The sequence below is a fragment of the Streptomyces sp. CB01580 genome, assembly GCF_001905795.1.
Taxonomy (GTDB): domain Bacteria; phylum Actinomycetota; class Actinomycetes; order Streptomycetales; family Streptomycetaceae; genus Streptomyces.
Genome location: NZ_LIXJ01000037.1, coordinates 1 through 17,563, shown reverse-complemented (window position 1 = coordinate 17,563; position 17,563 = coordinate 1). Strand labels below are relative to the sequence as shown.

Annotated in this window: 13 protein-coding genes and 2 pseudogenes; 8 read left to right on the top strand and 7 right to left on the bottom strand. The window is 69.8% G+C overall.

Annotation, left to right across the window (positions count from 1 at the left end):
- Positions 1-12 precede the first annotated feature (12 nt).
- Both AMK22_RS33270 and AMK22_RS33265 read right to left on the bottom strand, forming a co-directional pair.
- Entirely contained in the window at positions 13-1,212 is a 1,200-nt protein-coding gene (locus AMK22_RS33270; protein ID WP_073791130.1) for an AAA family ATPase, read from the bottom strand.
- 407 nt (positions 1,213-1,619) lie between these two features.
- Entirely contained in the window at positions 1,620-2,561 is a 942-nt protein-coding gene (locus AMK22_RS33265) for an alpha/beta hydrolase family protein (RefSeq protein WP_073791128.1), read from the bottom strand.
- A 285-nt stretch (positions 2,562-2,846) separates the two neighbouring features.
- Between AMK22_RS33265 and AMK22_RS33260 the strand changes: the two genes are divergently transcribed.
- Positions 2,847-3,440, top strand: a complete 594-nt coding sequence (locus AMK22_RS33260) for a TetR/AcrR family transcriptional regulator (RefSeq protein WP_073791127.1) — start codon at positions 2,847-2,849, stop codon at positions 3,438-3,440.
- Between the two features lie 409 nt (positions 3,441-3,849).
- Here AMK22_RS33260 and AMK22_RS33255 read toward each other — a convergent pair whose 3' ends face one another.
- Together AMK22_RS33255 and AMK22_RS33250 are read right to left on the bottom strand one after the other, a co-directional pair.
- Positions 3,850-4,509, bottom strand: coding sequence for a response regulator transcription factor (locus AMK22_RS33255; RefSeq protein WP_073791125.1), 660 nt, complete (start codon positions 4,507-4,509; stop codon positions 3,850-3,852).
- Positions 4,497-5,726, bottom strand: a complete 1,230-nt coding sequence (locus AMK22_RS33250; RefSeq protein WP_073791179.1) for a sensor histidine kinase — start codon at positions 5,724-5,726, stop codon at positions 4,497-4,499. The genes AMK22_RS33255 and AMK22_RS33250 overlap by 13 nt, the downstream gene beginning before the upstream one ends.
- Before the next feature lie 222 nt (positions 5,727-5,948).
- Here AMK22_RS33250 and AMK22_RS33245 point away from each other — a divergent pair, with 222 nt between their 5' ends.
- The gene (locus tag AMK22_RS33245) at positions 5,949-6,188 is read left to right on the top strand and encodes a hypothetical protein (RefSeq protein ID WP_073791124.1); all 240 of its coding nucleotides are present in this window, start codon (positions 5,949-5,951) and stop codon (positions 6,186-6,188) included.
- A gap of 565 nt (positions 6,189-6,753) precedes the next feature.
- Here the strand turns inward: AMK22_RS33245 and AMK22_RS33240 are convergent.
- Entirely contained in the window at positions 6,754-7,092 is a 339-nt protein-coding gene (locus tag AMK22_RS33240; protein ID WP_073791122.1) for a hypothetical protein, read from the bottom strand.
- Between the two features lie 239 nt (positions 7,093-7,331).
- On the opposite strand from AMK22_RS33240, the gene AMK22_RS42170 reads away from it, so the two are divergent.
- Positions 7,332-8,594: a protein kinase domain-containing protein gene (locus tag AMK22_RS42170; protein WP_073791120.1), complete on the top strand. Its 1,263-nt coding sequence runs from the start codon at positions 7,332-7,334 to the stop codon at positions 8,592-8,594.
- A 1,441-nt stretch (positions 8,595-10,035) separates the two neighbouring features.
- On the opposite strand, the gene AMK22_RS39765 is transcribed toward AMK22_RS42170, so the two are convergent.
- Positions 10,036-10,200, bottom strand: coding sequence for a hypothetical protein (locus AMK22_RS39765; protein WP_158072111.1), 165 nt, complete (start codon positions 10,198-10,200; stop codon positions 10,036-10,038).
- A gap of 140 nt (positions 10,201-10,340) precedes the next feature.
- Here AMK22_RS39765 and AMK22_RS33220 point away from each other — a divergent pair.
- The 5 genes and pseudogenes from AMK22_RS33220 to AMK22_RS33200 form a co-directional block, all read left to right on the top strand.
- Positions 10,341-10,841 (top strand): annotated as a pseudogene (locus AMK22_RS33220) (DEAD/DEAH box helicase); the annotation flags it as partial.
- Between the two features lie 167 nt (positions 10,842-11,008).
- A complete protein-coding gene (locus tag AMK22_RS33215) occupies positions 11,009-11,779 on the top strand; it encodes an ABC transporter ATP-binding protein (protein ID WP_073791113.1) in 771 nt (256 codons plus the stop codon).
- Positions 11,780-11,782: 3 nt separating this feature from the next.
- Positions 11,783-14,314, top strand: coding sequence for an FtsX-like permease family protein (locus tag AMK22_RS33210; RefSeq protein ID WP_073791112.1), 2,532 nt, complete (start codon positions 11,783-11,785; stop codon positions 14,312-14,314).
- Positions 14,315-14,553: 239 nt separating this feature from the next.
- A complete protein-coding gene (locus AMK22_RS33205; protein ID WP_073791111.1) occupies positions 14,554-15,798 on the top strand; it encodes a serine hydrolase domain-containing protein in 1,245 nt (414 codons plus the stop codon).
- 379 nt (positions 15,799-16,177) lie between these two features.
- On the top strand, positions 16,178-17,032 hold the full coding sequence (locus AMK22_RS33200) for a methyltransferase domain-containing protein (RefSeq protein WP_073791109.1): 855 nt from the start codon (positions 16,178-16,180) through the stop codon (positions 17,030-17,032).
- 384 nt (positions 17,033-17,416) lie between these two features.
- On the opposite strand, the pseudogene AMK22_RS42165 reads toward AMK22_RS33200, so the two are convergent.
- Positions 17,417-17,554, bottom strand: a pseudogene (locus AMK22_RS42165) (IS5 family transposase); the annotation flags it as partial.
- Positions 17,555-17,563 lie beyond the last annotated feature (9 nt).

Here is a 17,563-nt window from a genome sequence, read left to right as displayed (position 1 = left end):
GCTCCTGTGTGTTCAGAGCTGGGCCTGCACCGTGCTCGCGTCCATGCCGAGGGCCTCGGTGAGGACGCGAGCACGGACGGCCCGCTGGCGGCCGGTGATTCGATCGATGGCGGCGGTGGAGCGGCCGGCGCCCGCCGCCTCTTCGCGCAGCCTCTCCAGCCGCTTCCCCGCCATGGCGAGCTTGTTGTGGGCCTTCTTGATGACCCAGTCGCTCAGCGCCTCGCGGGACTGCCCGGCCATGGCGTCGAGCTGTGCCTCCAGCTCGTCGATGGTGTCGGCCAGATCGAGCGCCTCCTTGGCGTCGGGGTTGACCAGGTGCAGCACTTCGCGCTCGACGGCCGGGCGCTGGGCCGGGGAGTCCCACAGCACATGGGTCAGCACCGACAGGTCGGTCTCGGTGACCGCCGGGCGGCCGTCGAGGTACGCGGATGCTTGGAGCAGGCCTACCACCTGCCGCCAGCGGCGGTCGGAGGCGACGAGCTCCTTGCGGCGCAGAGCGGCGCGCAGCGTGCACACGGCATCCACGATCGCGTCCGGAACGTCCACGGCCGGGACGGCTTCGCTCACGGCGTGCTGCAACGCGCGCAGTTCGACGGTGGTCCGTGCCGGCGCCACCGTGCGGCTGACGGCGGAGCGGACCAGCGCGGCGAAGTTCGAGGGGTCCTCCAGGTACCCGACCTCGATCCGCACCAGCAGCCGGTCGTAGATCGCGGCCGTATCCTCCCCGCTGGGAAGTTCGTTGCTCGCTGTGATGGCTCCGATCAAGGGGCAGCGGATCGGCTCGCCGCCGCTCTCGGGGTGGTAGATCCGCTCGTTGAGGTAGCCCAGTGTCTCGTTCAGCGCCGCTGTGGAGCACTTGAAGATCTCGTCGATGAACGCAATGTGCGCGGTCGTGGCACGGCCGTCGTAGATCTGGCGGTACTCGCCCCGGGCCAGGGCGGCGACGTCGATGGGACCGAACATTCTCGTGGGCGCGGTGAACTTCGACAGGAGGATCTCCCAGTAGGCGGCACCCTCGATCCTGCCCGTGAGTTCACGGGCCATCTCGGACTTGGCTGTTCCGGGCGGGCCGAGCATCAGCGAGTGCTGCCCGGCCAGCAGCGTCACCATCAGGATCCGCACCACGTCGGCCCGTTCGTAGAAGCGGTCCGACAGCTCGCTGCCGATCGCCCGCAGTCTCGTAGCCGTATCCTGCGAGTCCTGCGCTCCCATATTCGGCTCCTGGCCTGTAACGCCCTGTCGGGCTGGCGAGACGCCCCCAAGGGACACGACGAAGTGACGAGCAGCTGAGGGCGAGGGCGGTTGCCCGTGAGATGTTCTCAGAAGCGGTGCTTGCCAGAACGAGATCACTTGAGGACCTGGAGGTCAACACCGTTGTGTTTGCTTCCGTGGGCGGTTCGCGAGCCCGTGCCCGAAGAACGTGATGGCGGTATGGGTGGTGTGGTTCAGGCCGGTCGTGGGGGGCCGATGTTCGGCCCGTATGTGCTGGTGGGGTTCTTGCGACCTGGGGAGCAAGAGGGAGCGGGCTCCCGGCGCCCCGCGCCGCCTCCCTCCCCCGCCTCGGACTCGAAGCCGCACGACCCCGCTCGCTGAACCACTCCCTATTGTTCCCCAGGACGTTACTTGCTCTGCAGCACCCCCAGCGGGTCGGGGGCTTCCTCCAGCGCGGTGGCGTCCGCCTTCCAGTCGCCGTCCTCGCCGAGGAGGGTACGGCGCAGGAAGGCCGTTGTGAGGTGCTGGATCAGGGCGACGCGTGCGGGGTTCTCGTCGGTGGTCTCGGCGACCTCGTAGCCGGGGATGCCGCCCAGCGAGTGCTCCGCGCCGAACAGGGTGAGCAGGCTCTTGGGGCCGGGGCTGAGGGTGTAGGGGTCGGTGAACCAGTCCGGTCCGCGCGTGGACAGGTGGGACTGGTCCTTGTCGCCGGCGACGACGAGGGCGGGGGCAGTCATGGTGGCGAAGGACGGCTTCATGAAGGGGAAGTGCTCAGCGGCGAACGGCGTCAGGTCGTCGCCGAGACCGGTCAGAGCGAGCAGCACGCCCGCCTTGGCCCTCGGGTCGGACATGTCCTCGCCAGGTGCGCCGTCGGCGTCGAGGACGCGTGCGCCGAGCAGGACACTCGCGCTCTGGGCACCCCAGGAGTGGCCGGCCACGGCGATACGGTCGCGGTCGAGGCGCCCGGCAAGGCCCGGCACGGCGGCCTGGAGGGCGTCGAGGCCGTCGAGCACGCGGGTGAGGTCCTCGATGCGGTGGCGCCACATCCGGGGCGTGCGGGGGTCCTCGGCGGGGATGCCGAGCCTGCGGGAGTCGAGGTGGGTGGGCTGGACGACCACGAAGCCCTGCGCGGCCCAATGGTCCGCGAGCGGGGCGTAGCCGTCCATCGACCAGCCATAGCCGTGGGAGAAGACAATCACGGGCAGGTCGCCGCCGGTCGCCGGGGCGGACACACGGACCTGGAGGTCCTCGCCCCGGCCCGGGGCGGACAGGACGACCGGCCTCGCGGATATCACCGTCACCGGCGCACCCGCGGACCTGTGCTCGTTCGGGATGCTCGATTCGGACATGGAGGTGCCTTCCGTTCAGTGCCTTCGCACTCTGGGGTTCGTGGGCCCGGCCGTCGGTGTCGCCGAAGGCCGGACGGGATGGAGAAGGAGCGCCTTCTCGTGTGGGGCCGGAGCGGCTCCGGGTACGGCCGGTCGCTCTCTTCGTCCCGGGGTGGAGCGGGATGACGGCAGCGGGCAGCCGCCAGCCGTCCGGTCTGTCATCATGAATGAAACGGAACCTTGTTCCACTTACGATACGGAACACAGTTCCGTATTTCAAGGTCGGTCGATGGAAGGAGCGCCGCGGTGAACCACAGCGGCCAGACGGCGGGCAGTTCGGCCCGGTCCAAGCGCAAGGACGCACGGCGCAACCAGCAGGCTCTGCTGGACGCGGCTGCCACCGTCTTCGTCACGTGCGGCGTGGAGGCGCCGGTCCGCGACATCGCGGCCGAGGCCGGCGTCGGGGTTGCCACGATCTACCGCCACTTCCCCACCCGGGCGGAACTCGTCATCGCCGTCTACCGCCACCAGGTCGACGCCTGCGCCGAAGCCGGTCCGGCCCTGCTCGCGGCCGGCCCGACACCTCACGCCGCGCTCGCGCGGTGGGTCGACCTCTTCGTCGATTTCCTGGTCACCAAACACGGGCTCGCCGCCGCGATGCAGGCCGACAACGTCGGCTTCGAAGCGCTGCACACCTACTTCCTCGACCGCCTCCTGCCCGTGTGCACCGAACTCCTCGACGCCGCCGCCACCACCGGCGAGATCCGCCCCGGCATCGACGCCTACCAGCTCATGCGCGGCATCGGAAACCTCTGCATCGGCGCCGAGGACGATGCCCACTACGACGCGCGCCGACTCGTCGCGTTCCTCGTCGCCGGACTCCGCGACGACCCCCGCTGACGGTGACGCAGACGGGACCTCGCACAAACGGGTGGCACCCTCAAGTGATCGACGCACCGCCGGTCTTGGGGGCACAGGCGCGTGACTACGCGTTTTCGCCGGCGGCAGCAGGATGAGATCTTGAGGCGATGGCGGGAGGGGCACTTGATGAGGCGGGCGCTCAGGACTCCGATGCACCACGTCCATGGCTACCGCACTCCGGCAGAGGTCCACGTCGGCGTCCTGAACAGCGGTGATGCGCTGACCGCTTGAACTCGCCCCTTGCCGGCGCCGGTCCTTGCGCGCCAGGAACGTAAGGACCTCGGTCACGAAATCTCCGAGGCTCCCGCGGAGCTTCTCCACCTCACCGAGATCCACGAGCCGCGCCATGCACCGCCACGACTACCAAGAACCGTGCAAGGGGCTGGTGTCAGACCCGGCGGCGAGCGTCCTCCAGGTAGTGCAGTACGGCGGCGACGCGCCGGTCGACCTGCTGGGTGGGCGCAAGGTCGAGCTTGGCGAAGATACTGCGGATGTGTTTGTGGATGGCACCGTCGGTGACGACGAGCCGTTCGGCGATGGCGCTGTTGCCCAACCCCTCAGCCATCAGGGCGAGTACGTCCACCTCACGTGGGCTGAGGCGTTCCAGCCGGGCGTCCCGGCGTGAGCGCGTGAACAGCTGCGCGACGACTTCGGGGTCGACGGCGGTACCACCGTCCACGACCCGTCGCAGTGCGTCGAGGAACTCTTCGACCCGTCCGACACGTTCCTTGAGAAGGTAGCCGATGCCGCTGATGCCGCCGGTGAGCAGTTCGGTGGCGAAAGTCTGCTCGACGTAGGCGGAGAGAACGAGGACGGCGAGACCGGGGCGCCGACGCCGGGCCTCGATGGCGGCGCGGATGCCTTCGTCGGTGTGGGTGGGCGGCATTCGCACGTCGAGGATGGCGGCATCGGGCCGGTGCGTGTCGATGGCGTCCAGCGCCTCGTCGGCCGTTCCGGCCTTGGCCACCACGTCGAGCGACTCCGCGCGCAGCAAGAGAGCGAGGCCCTCGCGCAGCAATGGGTCGTCCTCCGCTATCACGATCCGCATGGAAGATTCACCTCAAGGGTTGTTGGTCCGCCGAGCGGACTGGTCAGCTGAAGAGTCCCGTCATGGGCAGCGACGCGGCGGCGGATGCCGGTGAGGCCAGAACCGCCCTTCTCGTCGGCACCGCCCCGGCCGTCGTCCTTGATGCGCAACAGGAGTCGGCCGCCCCGGCTTCGGACGGTGACGGTGGCCTGGGCGGCGCCGCTGTGCTTGGCAATGTTGGTGAGGGCCTCGGCCGTCACGAAGTAGGCGGTCGCCTCGACAGAGGAGGCGCACCGCTCCGGCAGACGGGCGTCGGTCCGGCAGGGCACCGCGCAGTGTGCGGCCAGCCCGGAGAGCGCGTCGGCCAGGCCGCGGTCGGCGAGCACGGGCGGCAGGATGCCGCGGGCGACGGTCCGTAATTCGGCCAGCGCCTGTTCGGCGGCGGACTGGGCGCGTTCGAGGAGTTCGTCGGCGCCGACCGGGTCGCGGGCCACCATACGGCGGGCAGCACCGAGCAGCACGGTGACGGTGACGATGCGGTTCTGGGTGCCGTCGTGGAGGGAACGTTCGATACGGCGCAGTTCGGCGGCGTGGGCGTCCAGCGCGGCGGCCCGGGTTGCAGTCAGCTCGATGATGCGCAGGGGGAGATCGGTGTCCGGCCCGGCCGTCAGGAGGCGCACACCGGGCCATGCCTGGAGCCGGGCCAGACTGGGGCCGAGGCCGAGGATGATGGCGATCCAGCCCACGCCGAGCAGGCACACTGCGGCGGCATCCAGCCAGGATTCCGCTGTTCCGAACCCCAATGCGGTGCTGGTGGCATCCGCAGGCGCGAACGGCCACAGCAGCGGGAAGGCGGTGTCGCGGACAGCGGCGATCGGCAGCACAATACCGAGCAGCCCGAGGAACAGGCCGAACGTGGCGTGCGTCACCAGCCAGCCGGCCTCGCGGCGGGTGGTGACATCGACGAGGGCGAGACGCAGCTGGGTGGGCGGTGGGTCCGGGGCGACGACCTCGGCACCGTGGTGGCTGAGCCGGTCGCGCTCATGGCCGGCCAGCGTGTGCAGCGCGCGCAGCCCGGCCGGCGCGGCGAGCAGGCCGATGCCCACCAGACAGGCCGCGGCCGTCAGGGCGAGCCAGCCCAGGACGGCCAGCGCGAGCAGGGCCGTCCCGAAGCCGCTCGCAAGCTGTCCCAGCGCGGCGGAGGCAGCACCGACGACTTCCTTGACGAAGCCCGTCACACCGGACCCGGCCCGCTCGTCGGCCCTGAAGTTCTGCTGGGTGGTCACCCCACTCCTCCTTGCCTCGCTTTCCGGATGTGCCAATCACCCTATGCCTGGGCCGACATGGCGGGTGTCGGTGGTACAGCCTGCTGTACCACCGATACGGCGGTACGAGGGATGGGCCGGGGAGAGACCGGTTCGTAATGTCGATGACACCGCAGACTTCTGGAAGGAGCTCCCGTGGCGCACACGGACCCCTACCGCCTCACCCCGGCCGACAGCCGGGACGGGGCACAGGCCGGCATCAGCCCTGCGGACGTTGTCGACGTCCTGCTCCGGGTGGCCCTGGTGATCAGCGTGATCGGCAACATGGTGGTTTCGTACGGTGCGGTGGGCAGCGGGGCACACCTGGCCTTCGGCGGGGTCACCGCAGTGTGCGTCACCGTGCTGTTCGTGCGCCATCTGCGGAGCCGTCGATGAGCTCTGCCGCCTTCAGCCGCCGCGAAGTCGTCCGCGCGGCGCCCGACGCGTCGTCAGGCCCGGCGGTTGTGCTGACGCAGGTCGGCAAGGTGTACACGGGAGGGACACGCGTCCTGGACGATGTGCCGCCGACTGTGTGGCACGGCATGTTCCTCGCCGTGATGGGGCCATCGGACTCCGGCAAGCGCACCTTGATGCACTGCGCTGCCGGACTGGACTTGCGGTCGCCCACCCGAACCCCGGCCGTGGCCGTATCGATCGCGGGGCAGCGTCGCGTGAACGCCCGGAACCGCCGCGTACCTCGTCGCGGGCGGCGAACCGTCGTGACACCTCGGTTCGCGCCGCGACGACGCGGGCCGGAGGCGCTCGCGGTGGTCCACTCAGGACCACGGCGAGCGGACATGTCGGCGAACTGCGCAGGTCAGACCACCGGCGTGGGTCGCGCAGCCTCAGCGACCGGTGCGGGCTCGTAGCCGAGCCGACCGCGGGTGGCGATCAGCAGGACCACGGTCGCGACGACCGAGCTGATCAGGAACGCATGCGTGGTGTTGTCGGAAGAAAGTCGTCATGGGAACCTCTCCGACCAGACGACGGAGAAGCAGTTGTTGACGCTGACGTGCAGCAGCATGGCCAACGGCAGGCTCTCGCCGGTGCGGTTGAACACCCGGGCCAAGCTGAAGGCGATGGTGCTGGCGACGAATTCCGCCGGCTGCCACCGGGACACGTCCGGCCGGCTGCCCCATTCCGTCAGGAACAACGACAGATGCCGTACGCCCCACAGCGGGCCGGTGATCAAGGCGCCGGGCAGAACGCCCAGTGGCTGACCGGCCGTGCCGGCTGGGAGCGCCGGGTCATTGTTGTGTTCCGGTCCGGAGCCCGTACTGAGGGATGTGCGCGTACTCACCGGAGCATCCCCTCCGGTGTGTATCAACTGACCTGGCCAGAACACCAGTTGTGGGAGTCCGGGCCATTATCGCGCACACCCCGAACCGGGGTACAGCAGGCTGTACCCGCTGAATGAGGCCGAGAGGCGTTCGCGGCCGGGACCACTCTTCCGGAAGCTTTCTCCGCGAATTGTGGGACCAATAGCCCGGCCAACGGACTTGAGTACGAGAAAGAGAGAGGGCGGGCAGGAGCACCACCATGATCGAGCCTTTGGGGCCGGGGGATCCGGCCGAGATCTCGGGTTACATGCTGCGTGGAAAACTCGGCGAGGGAGGGATGGGCAGCGTCTATCTGTCCCACACCCGAGGCGGGCAGCCCGTTGCCCTGAAGGTGATTCGGCGTGAGTTCGCGCAGGACCCCGAGTTCCTGCGGCGTTTCGCCCGCGAGGTGCGGGCGGCACACCAGGTGCAGGGGGCATACACCGCCGCAGTGCTCGACAGCAGCATCGACGGGCACCAACCGTGGATGGCCAGCGCGTATGTCCCCGGCCCTTCGCTGGCGGATGCAGTGCTCGAACACGGGCCGCTGCCGTTGCAGACCGTACTGCTGCTGACCGCGGGTGTGGCCGAGGCGCTCCAGTCCATTCACGCGGCCGACGTGGTGCACCGCGACCTGAAACCGACCAACGTGTTGCTCGCCGCGGACGGCCCCCGTGTCATCGACTTCGGCATCGCACGGTCCGCCGAGGCGACGGCGCTGACTGGTACCGACGTGCGCCTGGGCACGCCCGCGTACATGTCGCCGGAACAGGCGGAGGGCAAACCCGCGACATCGGCACTCGACATCTTCGCGCTCGGCCTCATCGCATATTTCGCGTCGACCGGTGGTCATGCGTTCGGCGAGGGCGACGGGCACGCGCTGCTGTACCGGATCGTGGCCCGGCAGCCGGACCTGACCGCGTGTCCCGAGCCACTTCGTCCCCTGATCACGCGCTGTCTGGCCAAGGACCCGGAGGAGCGGCCCGTGCTCTCAGAAATCATCGAAGAATGTCACAGGATCGCGGCGGCGAAGGGCATGACGCTGGCCCGGGGCGAGGGCTGGTGGCGGCCGGTCACGGCGGCCGAGGATTCGACGGGACCGGCCGGATCCATACCAACGGCGCAGCCGTCGTACGAGCCGACCGCACCGAAGTCGCCGCAGGCATACGGACCGAACGCGCTCGATCCGCGGATGTATTTCGTACAGCAGGCGGCATCCGCCCAGTTCGCCCCACAGCCATCGGCCCCGCACTCGGGCAAGGACCGCGGCGCAGCGGCAGTCCCCGCGGTGTTCGGGGAAGGCGACGGCTCCGAACGGACCGACGTGACTCCGTCCGATGGCAGCCGTCACCGCCTGATCGGTTACCTGCGCCGTCTGTTCGACGGCCGGCACCGCCGGGTGGCGATGGCTGCGGCAGCAGCACTGGTGCTTCTCGTGATCGTGACCGGGCTGCTGAACGGGCTGGGCGTCCTGAAAGACTAGGGCCTGTCCTGAGTCGGGAATTCTGTTCAGATGTGCAGGCCTGCTGCATGGCGCGTACGGGGCGGCCGACGGCCGAGTTGACGTTGTCGGACGAGGAACGGGCCGCGCTCGAGGGGTGGGTGCGGCGGTGGAGACGCGCGTGGGAGACCGGCGGGGCCCAGGCGCTGCGGCGGCGTACTGTGCCCGGTCGTCGGCCGAAGTTGGACGATGCCCAGGTCGAGGAGGTGCAGGCGGCTTCGGTCGGCGGAGCGCAGAGGTTCCTGTCCGCTTTCAGCGGCATCTCACCCCCGCTTCCGGCCCCGCCGCCACACGATGACTGCCACCCGGCACCGCCTCGATATGAGCGTTCGTAGAGCACGGCGTACGCCGTGTGGGCAGTGGGAAGTATCAGTGCCGCGGTCAGCAGCACGGCGGCGGCGATCGGGGCGAGGACACCCGCGGCGCATGCGACATACGGATTGTCGGTGCCGTACGTCAGAACAGCGGACCTGACCCCGTCGCGCAGCGGCCCTCCGGCACGGTGCAGAACCCCGTACGTCCCAACGATGATCACGCCTGTCGGCGGGACGACGGCCACGGTCCGCAGCAACCGCGTCCGACCCCACACCAGTGACCACGACCGGCGCAGCGCCGCCACGGGGGTGAGCCCGTCCCCTGCTGCCGCGGCCGGAGCCAGGGCCAGGCCGAGCCGGAGCAGCAGGGCCACGACGACGGCGACACTCGGAACGACGACGCGCACGAGATCGGAGCGAACCGAGTCGAACCGGAGCGGGGCCGGGGCCGTGAACGTGGTGGAGGTGAAGTACTCGGTCACCAGCACCGCGCACATTGGTATCGTCCACACGGCCACGCCGCGCAGTACATAGACCGTGGAGACCCGGCCGAGCCGACGGCACGTCCCGCGTGGCGGTCGCTCCTTCCCTTTCGCTCTGCTCCGACCCGCAACCGCAGCGGCAACCACTCGCGAGTGGACCGTCTGCAGCGCCGCGCATCCGAGGCACAGGATGAGCAGTAGGACAGGGAGCCCGCCGAGGAGGATCACCAGCAAGTGGGATACGTCGGCGGCGTACGAGTCCTCGTCCTCACGGGCCGCCAACGCCCCGTTCCACATCTCGGTGAACGCCGGCCGGGCGAAGGCGAAGGCGGCGGCGGTCACCGCCAGGCCTCCCAGTGCGGCCAGGCCGGTGACGCACACCGTCCGCCCCAGCAGGGCACGCCAGTTGCGTCGCATGACGGTCACGGTGGCGCGGGCGACGCCGCTGTCCGAGCCATCGTGCCTGCCGCCCTCGTCCGCCTCCGGACGGTGTGCGCCGGCCGCTTCGTCCTTCATGACGACTCGCTCTCGTTGTGCACCAGGGCTGAGGCCCGGAGCGCAGGCCCCTCACCCGTCAGTGACGATCGCGGGCAGGCGCGGGTTCCGGGCGAGCCTGCCCTCGCCCGTTCAACACAGCCCGGCGGCCATGCGGACACAGGCTATGAGTATCTCTTCCTCCCAGGTGCGTCCCCTCTCCAGGCCCACGGTGCCGACCGCCGTAGCGTCCCGACAGAGCGGCATGCTCTCGGGCTGGGCGTCGTGGGTGTCGTCGCCGGGGGCTCGGCGCAGCATCTGGTCTCCGACGGCATCGACGCCGTCGCCCGGAAGCAGGTCCGACGGGCCCGTCGGACCTGCTTCCGGCAACCGTTTCCGGTACTACTCCATCACCGGTCTCGTTCCCGAACGCGACGAGACGAACTACCCGCGACCCCGCCCGGCCGCAGAAGGGCGCGGGCGGCCAGGAGGTGGAGCTCGCGGCCATGGGCCAGGACTCCAAGACCTACGGGCCGTGGCCGGCCGAAGAGGAGGCGTGGCGCGGTCGGCGCCTCGCCCTGTTGCAGACCGTGCTCCTGGAGCACGCCGCCGCCCACCGCCTCCGCACGGTCATGACGCCCCATCAGAAGGTCGAAGAGACTGTCGGATTCGCAAAGACGGCACCTCGGACCGCTGTGGAAATGTGCGCCGACGACGCCTCGGACGACGATCTGGCGGCCGTGGACCGGTTGCCGAAGTCGTCGATCGGCGCAGCGTTCTACGCGCCGGAGACAGGCCGCCACGTACCCCCGGGCGGGATCTGGTCGGCGTGGCTGTGCGGCGACTGGCTCGTAGTCGAGCGGCCCGATGTCCTCTGCCAGTTCGCCAACGGCATCGATGCCGCCGGCCACTGTGTCCACCGCGCGTTCCTCGCGAGTGTTCGCGTCCTTGATGAAGGCGACCACCGTCACCCGCTGTGTGCAGCGCTGATCGCGGTCGGCGTCGGAAAGAGGCGTTCGGTGGTGCCTGCACTACTTCGCATGGGCAACTGGCTGCATTGATGGGACCGGGCGCTCTTCCTACCGTCGAAGGCTGTCGAACTCAGGCTCCTGGAAGGTGCCCGCCCATGTCAGTGCCCCTGCCCACCGACGCCGTCCGCCTTGAGCGGGTCAGCAAGACCTACGGAGGTGATCAACCGGTCACGGCGCTGGCCGAGGTCGATGTCCGGTTCCTCCGCGGGACGATGACGGCGGTGATGGGGCCGTCCGGTTCCGGTAAGAGCACCCTGCTGCACTGCGCGGCCGGACTGGACCGGCCCACCTCAGGCCGTGTCATGATCGGCGCCGCCGACCTGTCATCGATGTCGGAGAAGCGGCTGACCGAGCTGCGCCGCGACCGGATCGGCTTCATCTTTCAGGCGTTCAACCTGGTCGGCGCGCTCACCGTGGAACAGAACATCCTGCTGCCGTCCCGGCTGTCCGGCAGGCGCCCGGACCCGGCGTGGCTCGCGGAGGTGATCGGACGGGTCGGGCTGGGCCACCGGCTCGGGCACCGCCCGGCGGAACTGTCCGGCGGCCAGCAGCAGCGGGTGGCGATCGCGCGGGCACTGGTCACCCGACCCGAGGTGATCTTCTGCGACGAGCCGACCGGGGCACTCGACACGCAGACAGCCGCTGAGGTTCTGGCTCTGCTGCGATCGGTGGTCGACCTGGCCGGGCAGACAGTGATCATGGTGACCCACGATCCGGTCGCCGCGTCGTACGCCAACCGCGTCATGGTACTGGCCGACGGCCGGATCATGCGGGACATGCCGCAGCCAGGCGTCCAGCGGATCGCCGAGCAGCTGGCGATGCTCGACCGCCGCTGGCGGCAGCCCGTCGCGAGCCGGGAGGGCTGAGCGGTGCTCGGACTCGCCGCACAGATGCTGCGGTACCGCAAGGGCACTTTCATCGCGACGTTCATCGCGCTCGCCGCCGGGGTCGTGATCCTTACGGTGTGCGGGGTGCTCGTGGAGTCGGGGCTGCGGTACAACGGGGAGACGCAGCGGTACGGCGCGGCATTCGCCGTCGTCGCCAAGCACGAGCTCACGGTGCGGGGGCCGGAACGGTTCGGTGAGCGCGAGACCAGCACGGTGACACTGCCCGAGCGCGGCGGCGTCCCGGAGTCGTTGGTCGGCAAGGTCGCCGCAGTCCCTGGCGTGGCGCGGGCGGTGGGAGATCGGACGATCAGCGTCGCGGCGGCGGTCGCGCCGAAGGTGCCGGTCACGGGCCACGGCTGGGGAAGCGCGGCGCTCACTCCCTACGAAGTGGTGGCCGGCACCGCGCCGCGGGTCGAGGGCGAGATCGCCGTGGACCAGCGGCTCGCAGCGGCGGGGAAGCTGCGTCCCGGCAGCACCACGACGATACTCACCGACGGTGCCGCCCAGCGGGTCCGGGTGAGCGGCATCGTCGGGACGTCTGGCGCGCGTGGGCCGCAGGCGGTGGTGTTCTTCACCGACGTACAGGCGGCCCGGCTGCATCCCCGTCCTGGCCTTGTCGACGCGATCGGCGTTCTTCCCGCGAAGGGCGCCGACCGGGCGGCCGTCACTGCTGCGGTGAAGCGCATCGCGGACGGCACCGGGACGAAGGTGTACGCGGGTGACGAGCGGGGGCTGGCAGAACAGCCTGAGGCGGCCGCCGCCAAGAGCTTCACCGTGGAGGCCGGCGGCGCGTTCGGCGGCTACGCCGCGCTCATTACCAGTTTCGTGGTCGCCGCGACGGTCGGCCTGTCGGTGCGGCACCGTCGCCGCGACTTCGCCCTGTTGCGGGCGGTCGCGGCGACCCCCGGCCAGGTGCGGATGCTGGTCCTCGGCGAGGTGGGCATGCTCAGCCTGCTCGCAGCGGTGGTGGGTGTCCCGCTCGGCCTGCTCGCCGGCCTCTGGGTCAGGGCCGAGCTGGTGACCCGCGGCTTCGTCCCGGAGACGTTCACCATGAACGGCGGCATCCTGGCCGCGCCGGCGGTGGCCGGTGCGGTGGCCGCCGTCGCACTGCTTTCCGGCTGGATCGCCGCCCGGCGTACCACCCGCATCCGTCCCACCGAGGCGCTCGGAGAGGCGTCCGTGGAGCCGACTCTGGGAGGCAAGGTCCGGATCGTATCCGGGGTGGCGCTGCTCGGCGTCGCGTTCGCACTGATCGCCCTCACCGGCAGCACCGGCGGCCAGACCGCCATGGGCTCCGCGGTGGGCATGCTGTGCACGTTCGTTCTGGCGATCGCGCTGCTCGCCCCCTGGATCAACCGGGCCGCCGCCGTGGCGCTCGCCCCGGTTCTGCGGACGGTGTTCGGCGACAGCGGGTACCTGGCCGCCGCGAACCTGCGGGCAAACGCGCGCGGCATGGTTGCCGTCCTGACGGCGCTGGTGCTCTCCGTGGGGTTCGGCGGCACCATCTGGTTCCTGCAGGACAACCTGGAACGCCAGACTGTGATCCAGAGCAAGGAGGGCACGATCGCCCAGTACGCGCTGGTCGGCGGCGCGGGCCTGCCCGCTGCGGCGGCCGCGCAGGCCCGGCAGATCCCCGGGGTGCTCGCCGCGACCGGGGTCCGCCGTACCTCGGTGCTCGTGCCCTTCATGGACGAGGCGATGGCGGTGGTCGCGCAAGGCATCGATCCCCAGGGTGCGAGCAAGACCATGAACCTGAAGGTGACGTCCGGGAACCTGGACGACCTGCGGGGCCGCGACACGGTGGCGATCTCCTCGTCCCAGGCGGACACTTCGGGCTGGAAGGTCGGCAGCACGGCCAAGCTATGGCTCGGGGACGGCACTCCGGTCGCCCTGAAGGTCGTCGCCGTCTACAGCCGGGGCTTCGGGTTCGGCGACGTCACACTGGCCAACGAAACGCTCGCCGGACACACCGCGACCGGCCTGGACGACCACGTGCTGATCCACAGCGCGCCGGGCGCCGACGTGGGGCCGGCCCTGGCGAAGCTCGCGGGCGCGTACCCGGCGAGCACCGTGACCGGCACCGATCAGTTCACCGGTGAGCTGGCCAAGGACCTGGCGATCAGTTCCTGGCTCAACCGGCTGCTGGTCGCCGTGCTGGTCGGGTACGCGGTGCTCGCGGCCGCCAACACGCTCATCATGGCCGCGCTGGCCCGGAGCCGGGAGCTGTCGCTGCTGCGTCTGGTCGGGGTGACCCGCCGCCAGGTGAGGTGGATGGCGAACTCCGAGCAGGCCGCTTTGCTGGGCGTGGCGCTCACGATCGGCGTCGCGGTCGCGGCGGTCACGCTGTCCGCGATCGTCAACGCCGTTGCCGGGCAGCCCGTCCCATACGTTCCGGCGCTGGGCTTGGTCGTCATCATCGGCGGCACGGCCGCGCTGGCGCTGGTGTCCACGATCATCCCGATCGGGTGGCTCCTCCGCACCCCGCCGGTCGAGGGAATGGGCATCCGCGAATAGCACCGCCCACCGCTCCCCATCGGTCGGGTGCGCCGCCCGCCGGGCGGCGCACCCGACCGATCTGTGCCGGATCAGTCGGTGGCCGGCCCGTCGTAATCGCTGTACCGGGACGGTAGCACTGGCTACACCATGTTTCTTCCCGCGTGCGTTATGGAGCCGGATGCTCGTGATCGAGATTCTTGAGGCGTTACTGAGAAACGTCCCCCACACCACTTACCAGGTGGTTTTGAGGAGCAACGGTGTCCGAGCACTTCCAGCCCGCCACCCGTCCGAACGTCCCGTCCAAGCGCCGCCGGAGGCCGTCACGGATCACTGTGGCGACCGTGGTCGGCGTCCTCGCCGTGGGCGGCCTGACGGGCTGCAGAGACGGCGACGCGTCCGACGCCGAGGCGGAGATGGGCACGGCGAAGAACGAGATTGCCCTGCGGAAGGCGATGCGGGAGCTGGTGCAGGCGGGATTCCCCGGCGTGCTGGTCTCCGTCAAGGGCAAGGACGGCAGGACCCGCGACTACACGGCCGGAGCCGGCAACCGCGAGACTGGCGCCGCTCCGCCGAAGAACGGGCACGTGCGGATCGGCAGCAACACCAAGACATTCGTCGCCGCGACCGTCCTGCAACTGGTCGGCGAGGGCACGGTGAAGCTGGACGAACCGATCGACACCTACCTGCCGGGCGTCGTCGAAGGACCGGACTACGACGGCAAGCAGATCACCGTACGGAACCTGCTCGGGCACACCAGCGGCCTTCCCGACTACACCGAGTTCGTGGAAGCGAACACCGCCACCGTCCCGAGCCGGACCTACACGGCGAAGGAACTCCTCGGCCCCGCACTGCAGCACAAGGCGGTGTTCCCTGTCGGGAAGAGGCGCCAGTACAGCAACACCAACTACATCGTCGCGGGGATGCTCGTCGAGAAGGTCACCCGCAAGCCGGTGGGCGAGGCGGTCACCGAGCGCGTCATCGAACGGCTCGGCCTGAAGCAGACCTACTGGCCCGAGCCCGGGGACAAGAACGTCCCGAAGCCGCGGATGGAGGGTTACATCGCGCCGCCCGGAGGCGAGTTGAAGAACGCCACCGAGATGGACCCCTCGGTCTCCGGAGCCGCAGGCATGGTGATCTCCACCCCGCGCGACCTCAACCGCTTCTTCGCGGGCCTGGTCGGCGGCAAGGTGGTGCCCGCGGCGCAGCTGAAGGAGATGCAGAAGACCGTCGAATCACCGGACGAGGAGCCCAACACCGTTTTCGGTCTCGGCCTCGACAAGATCACTCTGTCCTGCGCCGCGATGTGGGGCCACGGCGGCGACATCCACGGCTACGAGACTCGCGGCGGTGTGACCAGCGACGGCCGTGAGGTCACGGTGGCCGTCAACGCCCTGCCCGGCGCGATCATCTCGAAGCAGGACTCGAATGAGGCGATGACCAAGGAGGCCATACAGAAGATCGAGAAGGTCACGAACCTGGTCGACACGGCCATCTGTGGGTGACGAGACCGTTGCAGCGTGGCCGGAAGCTCCCGGACAGTGCGGACCAGAGCTGGTCCTCGTGACGGAGAGCACTCCGGCTTCCTGATGCTGTCGTCAAGCCGCCGCGACCGGCGGTGTCACTTCGGAGCACCGTCGGTCACGGATCAGAGCCCGGGACGTGGTTCAGGCCGCCGTACATCGCTCCGTGTCCACGACGGTGCTCGGGCAGCAGCGTCAGGTCCACCGGGGACTTCACCGCACCATCCGCACACGATCAGTGCGTGTTTCCCATCTGCTCAGGCTGCGGCATCACCGGATGTCCAGGAAGTCGGAGGCGCCGCTGCCCGCACGTCTCATACCATCGGCCCGCACCGACCCGTCGAGTATCACCAAGGACTTTGTGAATCACTCCGATCTCCGCGCCAAGGCCCCCTCGCTCGCGGCCGGCATGGCCGCCGCCGATCACAGCCCGGACATCCAGCTGTCCCAGACCCGCCACCGCGCCGCGCTCGTGGCGAGCTGGCACATCGCACCAGGCTCAAGCGTCCTCGAACTGGGCTGCGGCCAGGGCGACATGACCGCCGTTCTTGCAGAGGCGGTTGGGCCCAAAGGGCGCGTGGTGGCCGTTGACGTGGCCGAACCCTCCTATGGGGCGCCGGTCACGCTCGGAGGATCGGCAGCCCGGCTCGCGGAAGGCCCTCTCGGGCCGCGCATCGACTTCCGCTTCGGCACCGACGTCCTCGACCCATCGGTCGACTTCCCCGGAAGTACCTTCGACCACGTGGTGCTCGCACATTGCTCCTGGTACTTCACATCGCTCGGACAACTGCGAGACACACTGGCCCGGGTGCGGCCGTGGGCGCGGCGACTACGGTTCACCGAGTGGGATTTGACGCCTGCCTCTGGCGACCGGCTGGCGCACCTGCTCGCCGTGCTGATCCAGGGGCAGATCGAGGCGGCGGGATCGCATGGCCAGGGCAACGTCCGCACGCCTTTCTCCCGTGAGTGCCTGCTGCGGCTCCTGCCTGAGGCCGGCTGGACGGCCGACGGCAGCAGGTCGGTCGATACCGGAGAGCTTCAGGACGGCGACTGGGAAATCGCTGCTTGCCTCGACCTGGTCGGAACGGAGGAGCGTTTGGCCGCGCTGCCCGAGCCGGTGCGACAGCTTGTCCTGAGCCAGGCCGACGTTCTCCGGGCCATTGCCAAGCCGCGCGGCAACCGCGGGCTCGCCGCGTATTCAGTCACCGCGCGCTGACATACGACCCCAGCGGCCGGCCCGGTCAAAATTCAGTGAGATCGGCCAACCTTCGCCCACCTCCGCTTCCAGGCCGGGATGTGGAAGGTGTCCGCCGGGCCCTCGGCCGGGCCGAGGTGTCCGTGATCGAGGTCCAACAGAACATGTACGACCTCCGCGTCGCCATCGGCGGCGCGGACGAAGAAGGGCAGGAAAGGCGGCCGGAGTCCGGGAACATCCCGGGGTGATGTGGGCGTCGTTTCGTCCGGTCCTTGGGTGGAGCGGACCGCCGATGTTCACTCGGCCACGCCGCCTGCTGCGGCCAGTGGTTCCCACGCGCACAGGACACGTGAACCGCCCCGGGTTCCATAGTCTCCTTCGCCCAGTGACCAGGCGGCCGGTGTAGCCGCCGTCGGCCCACACCAGCGTGATCTTGTGAAACCGTGCCCGCAGACGGGGCAGCATGACGCGGGCGGCCTGGCGGTCGGTGACGTCGGCGGCACACACCAGCACCATCAGCAGCAGGCCCAGGCAGTCCGTGATGACGTGCCG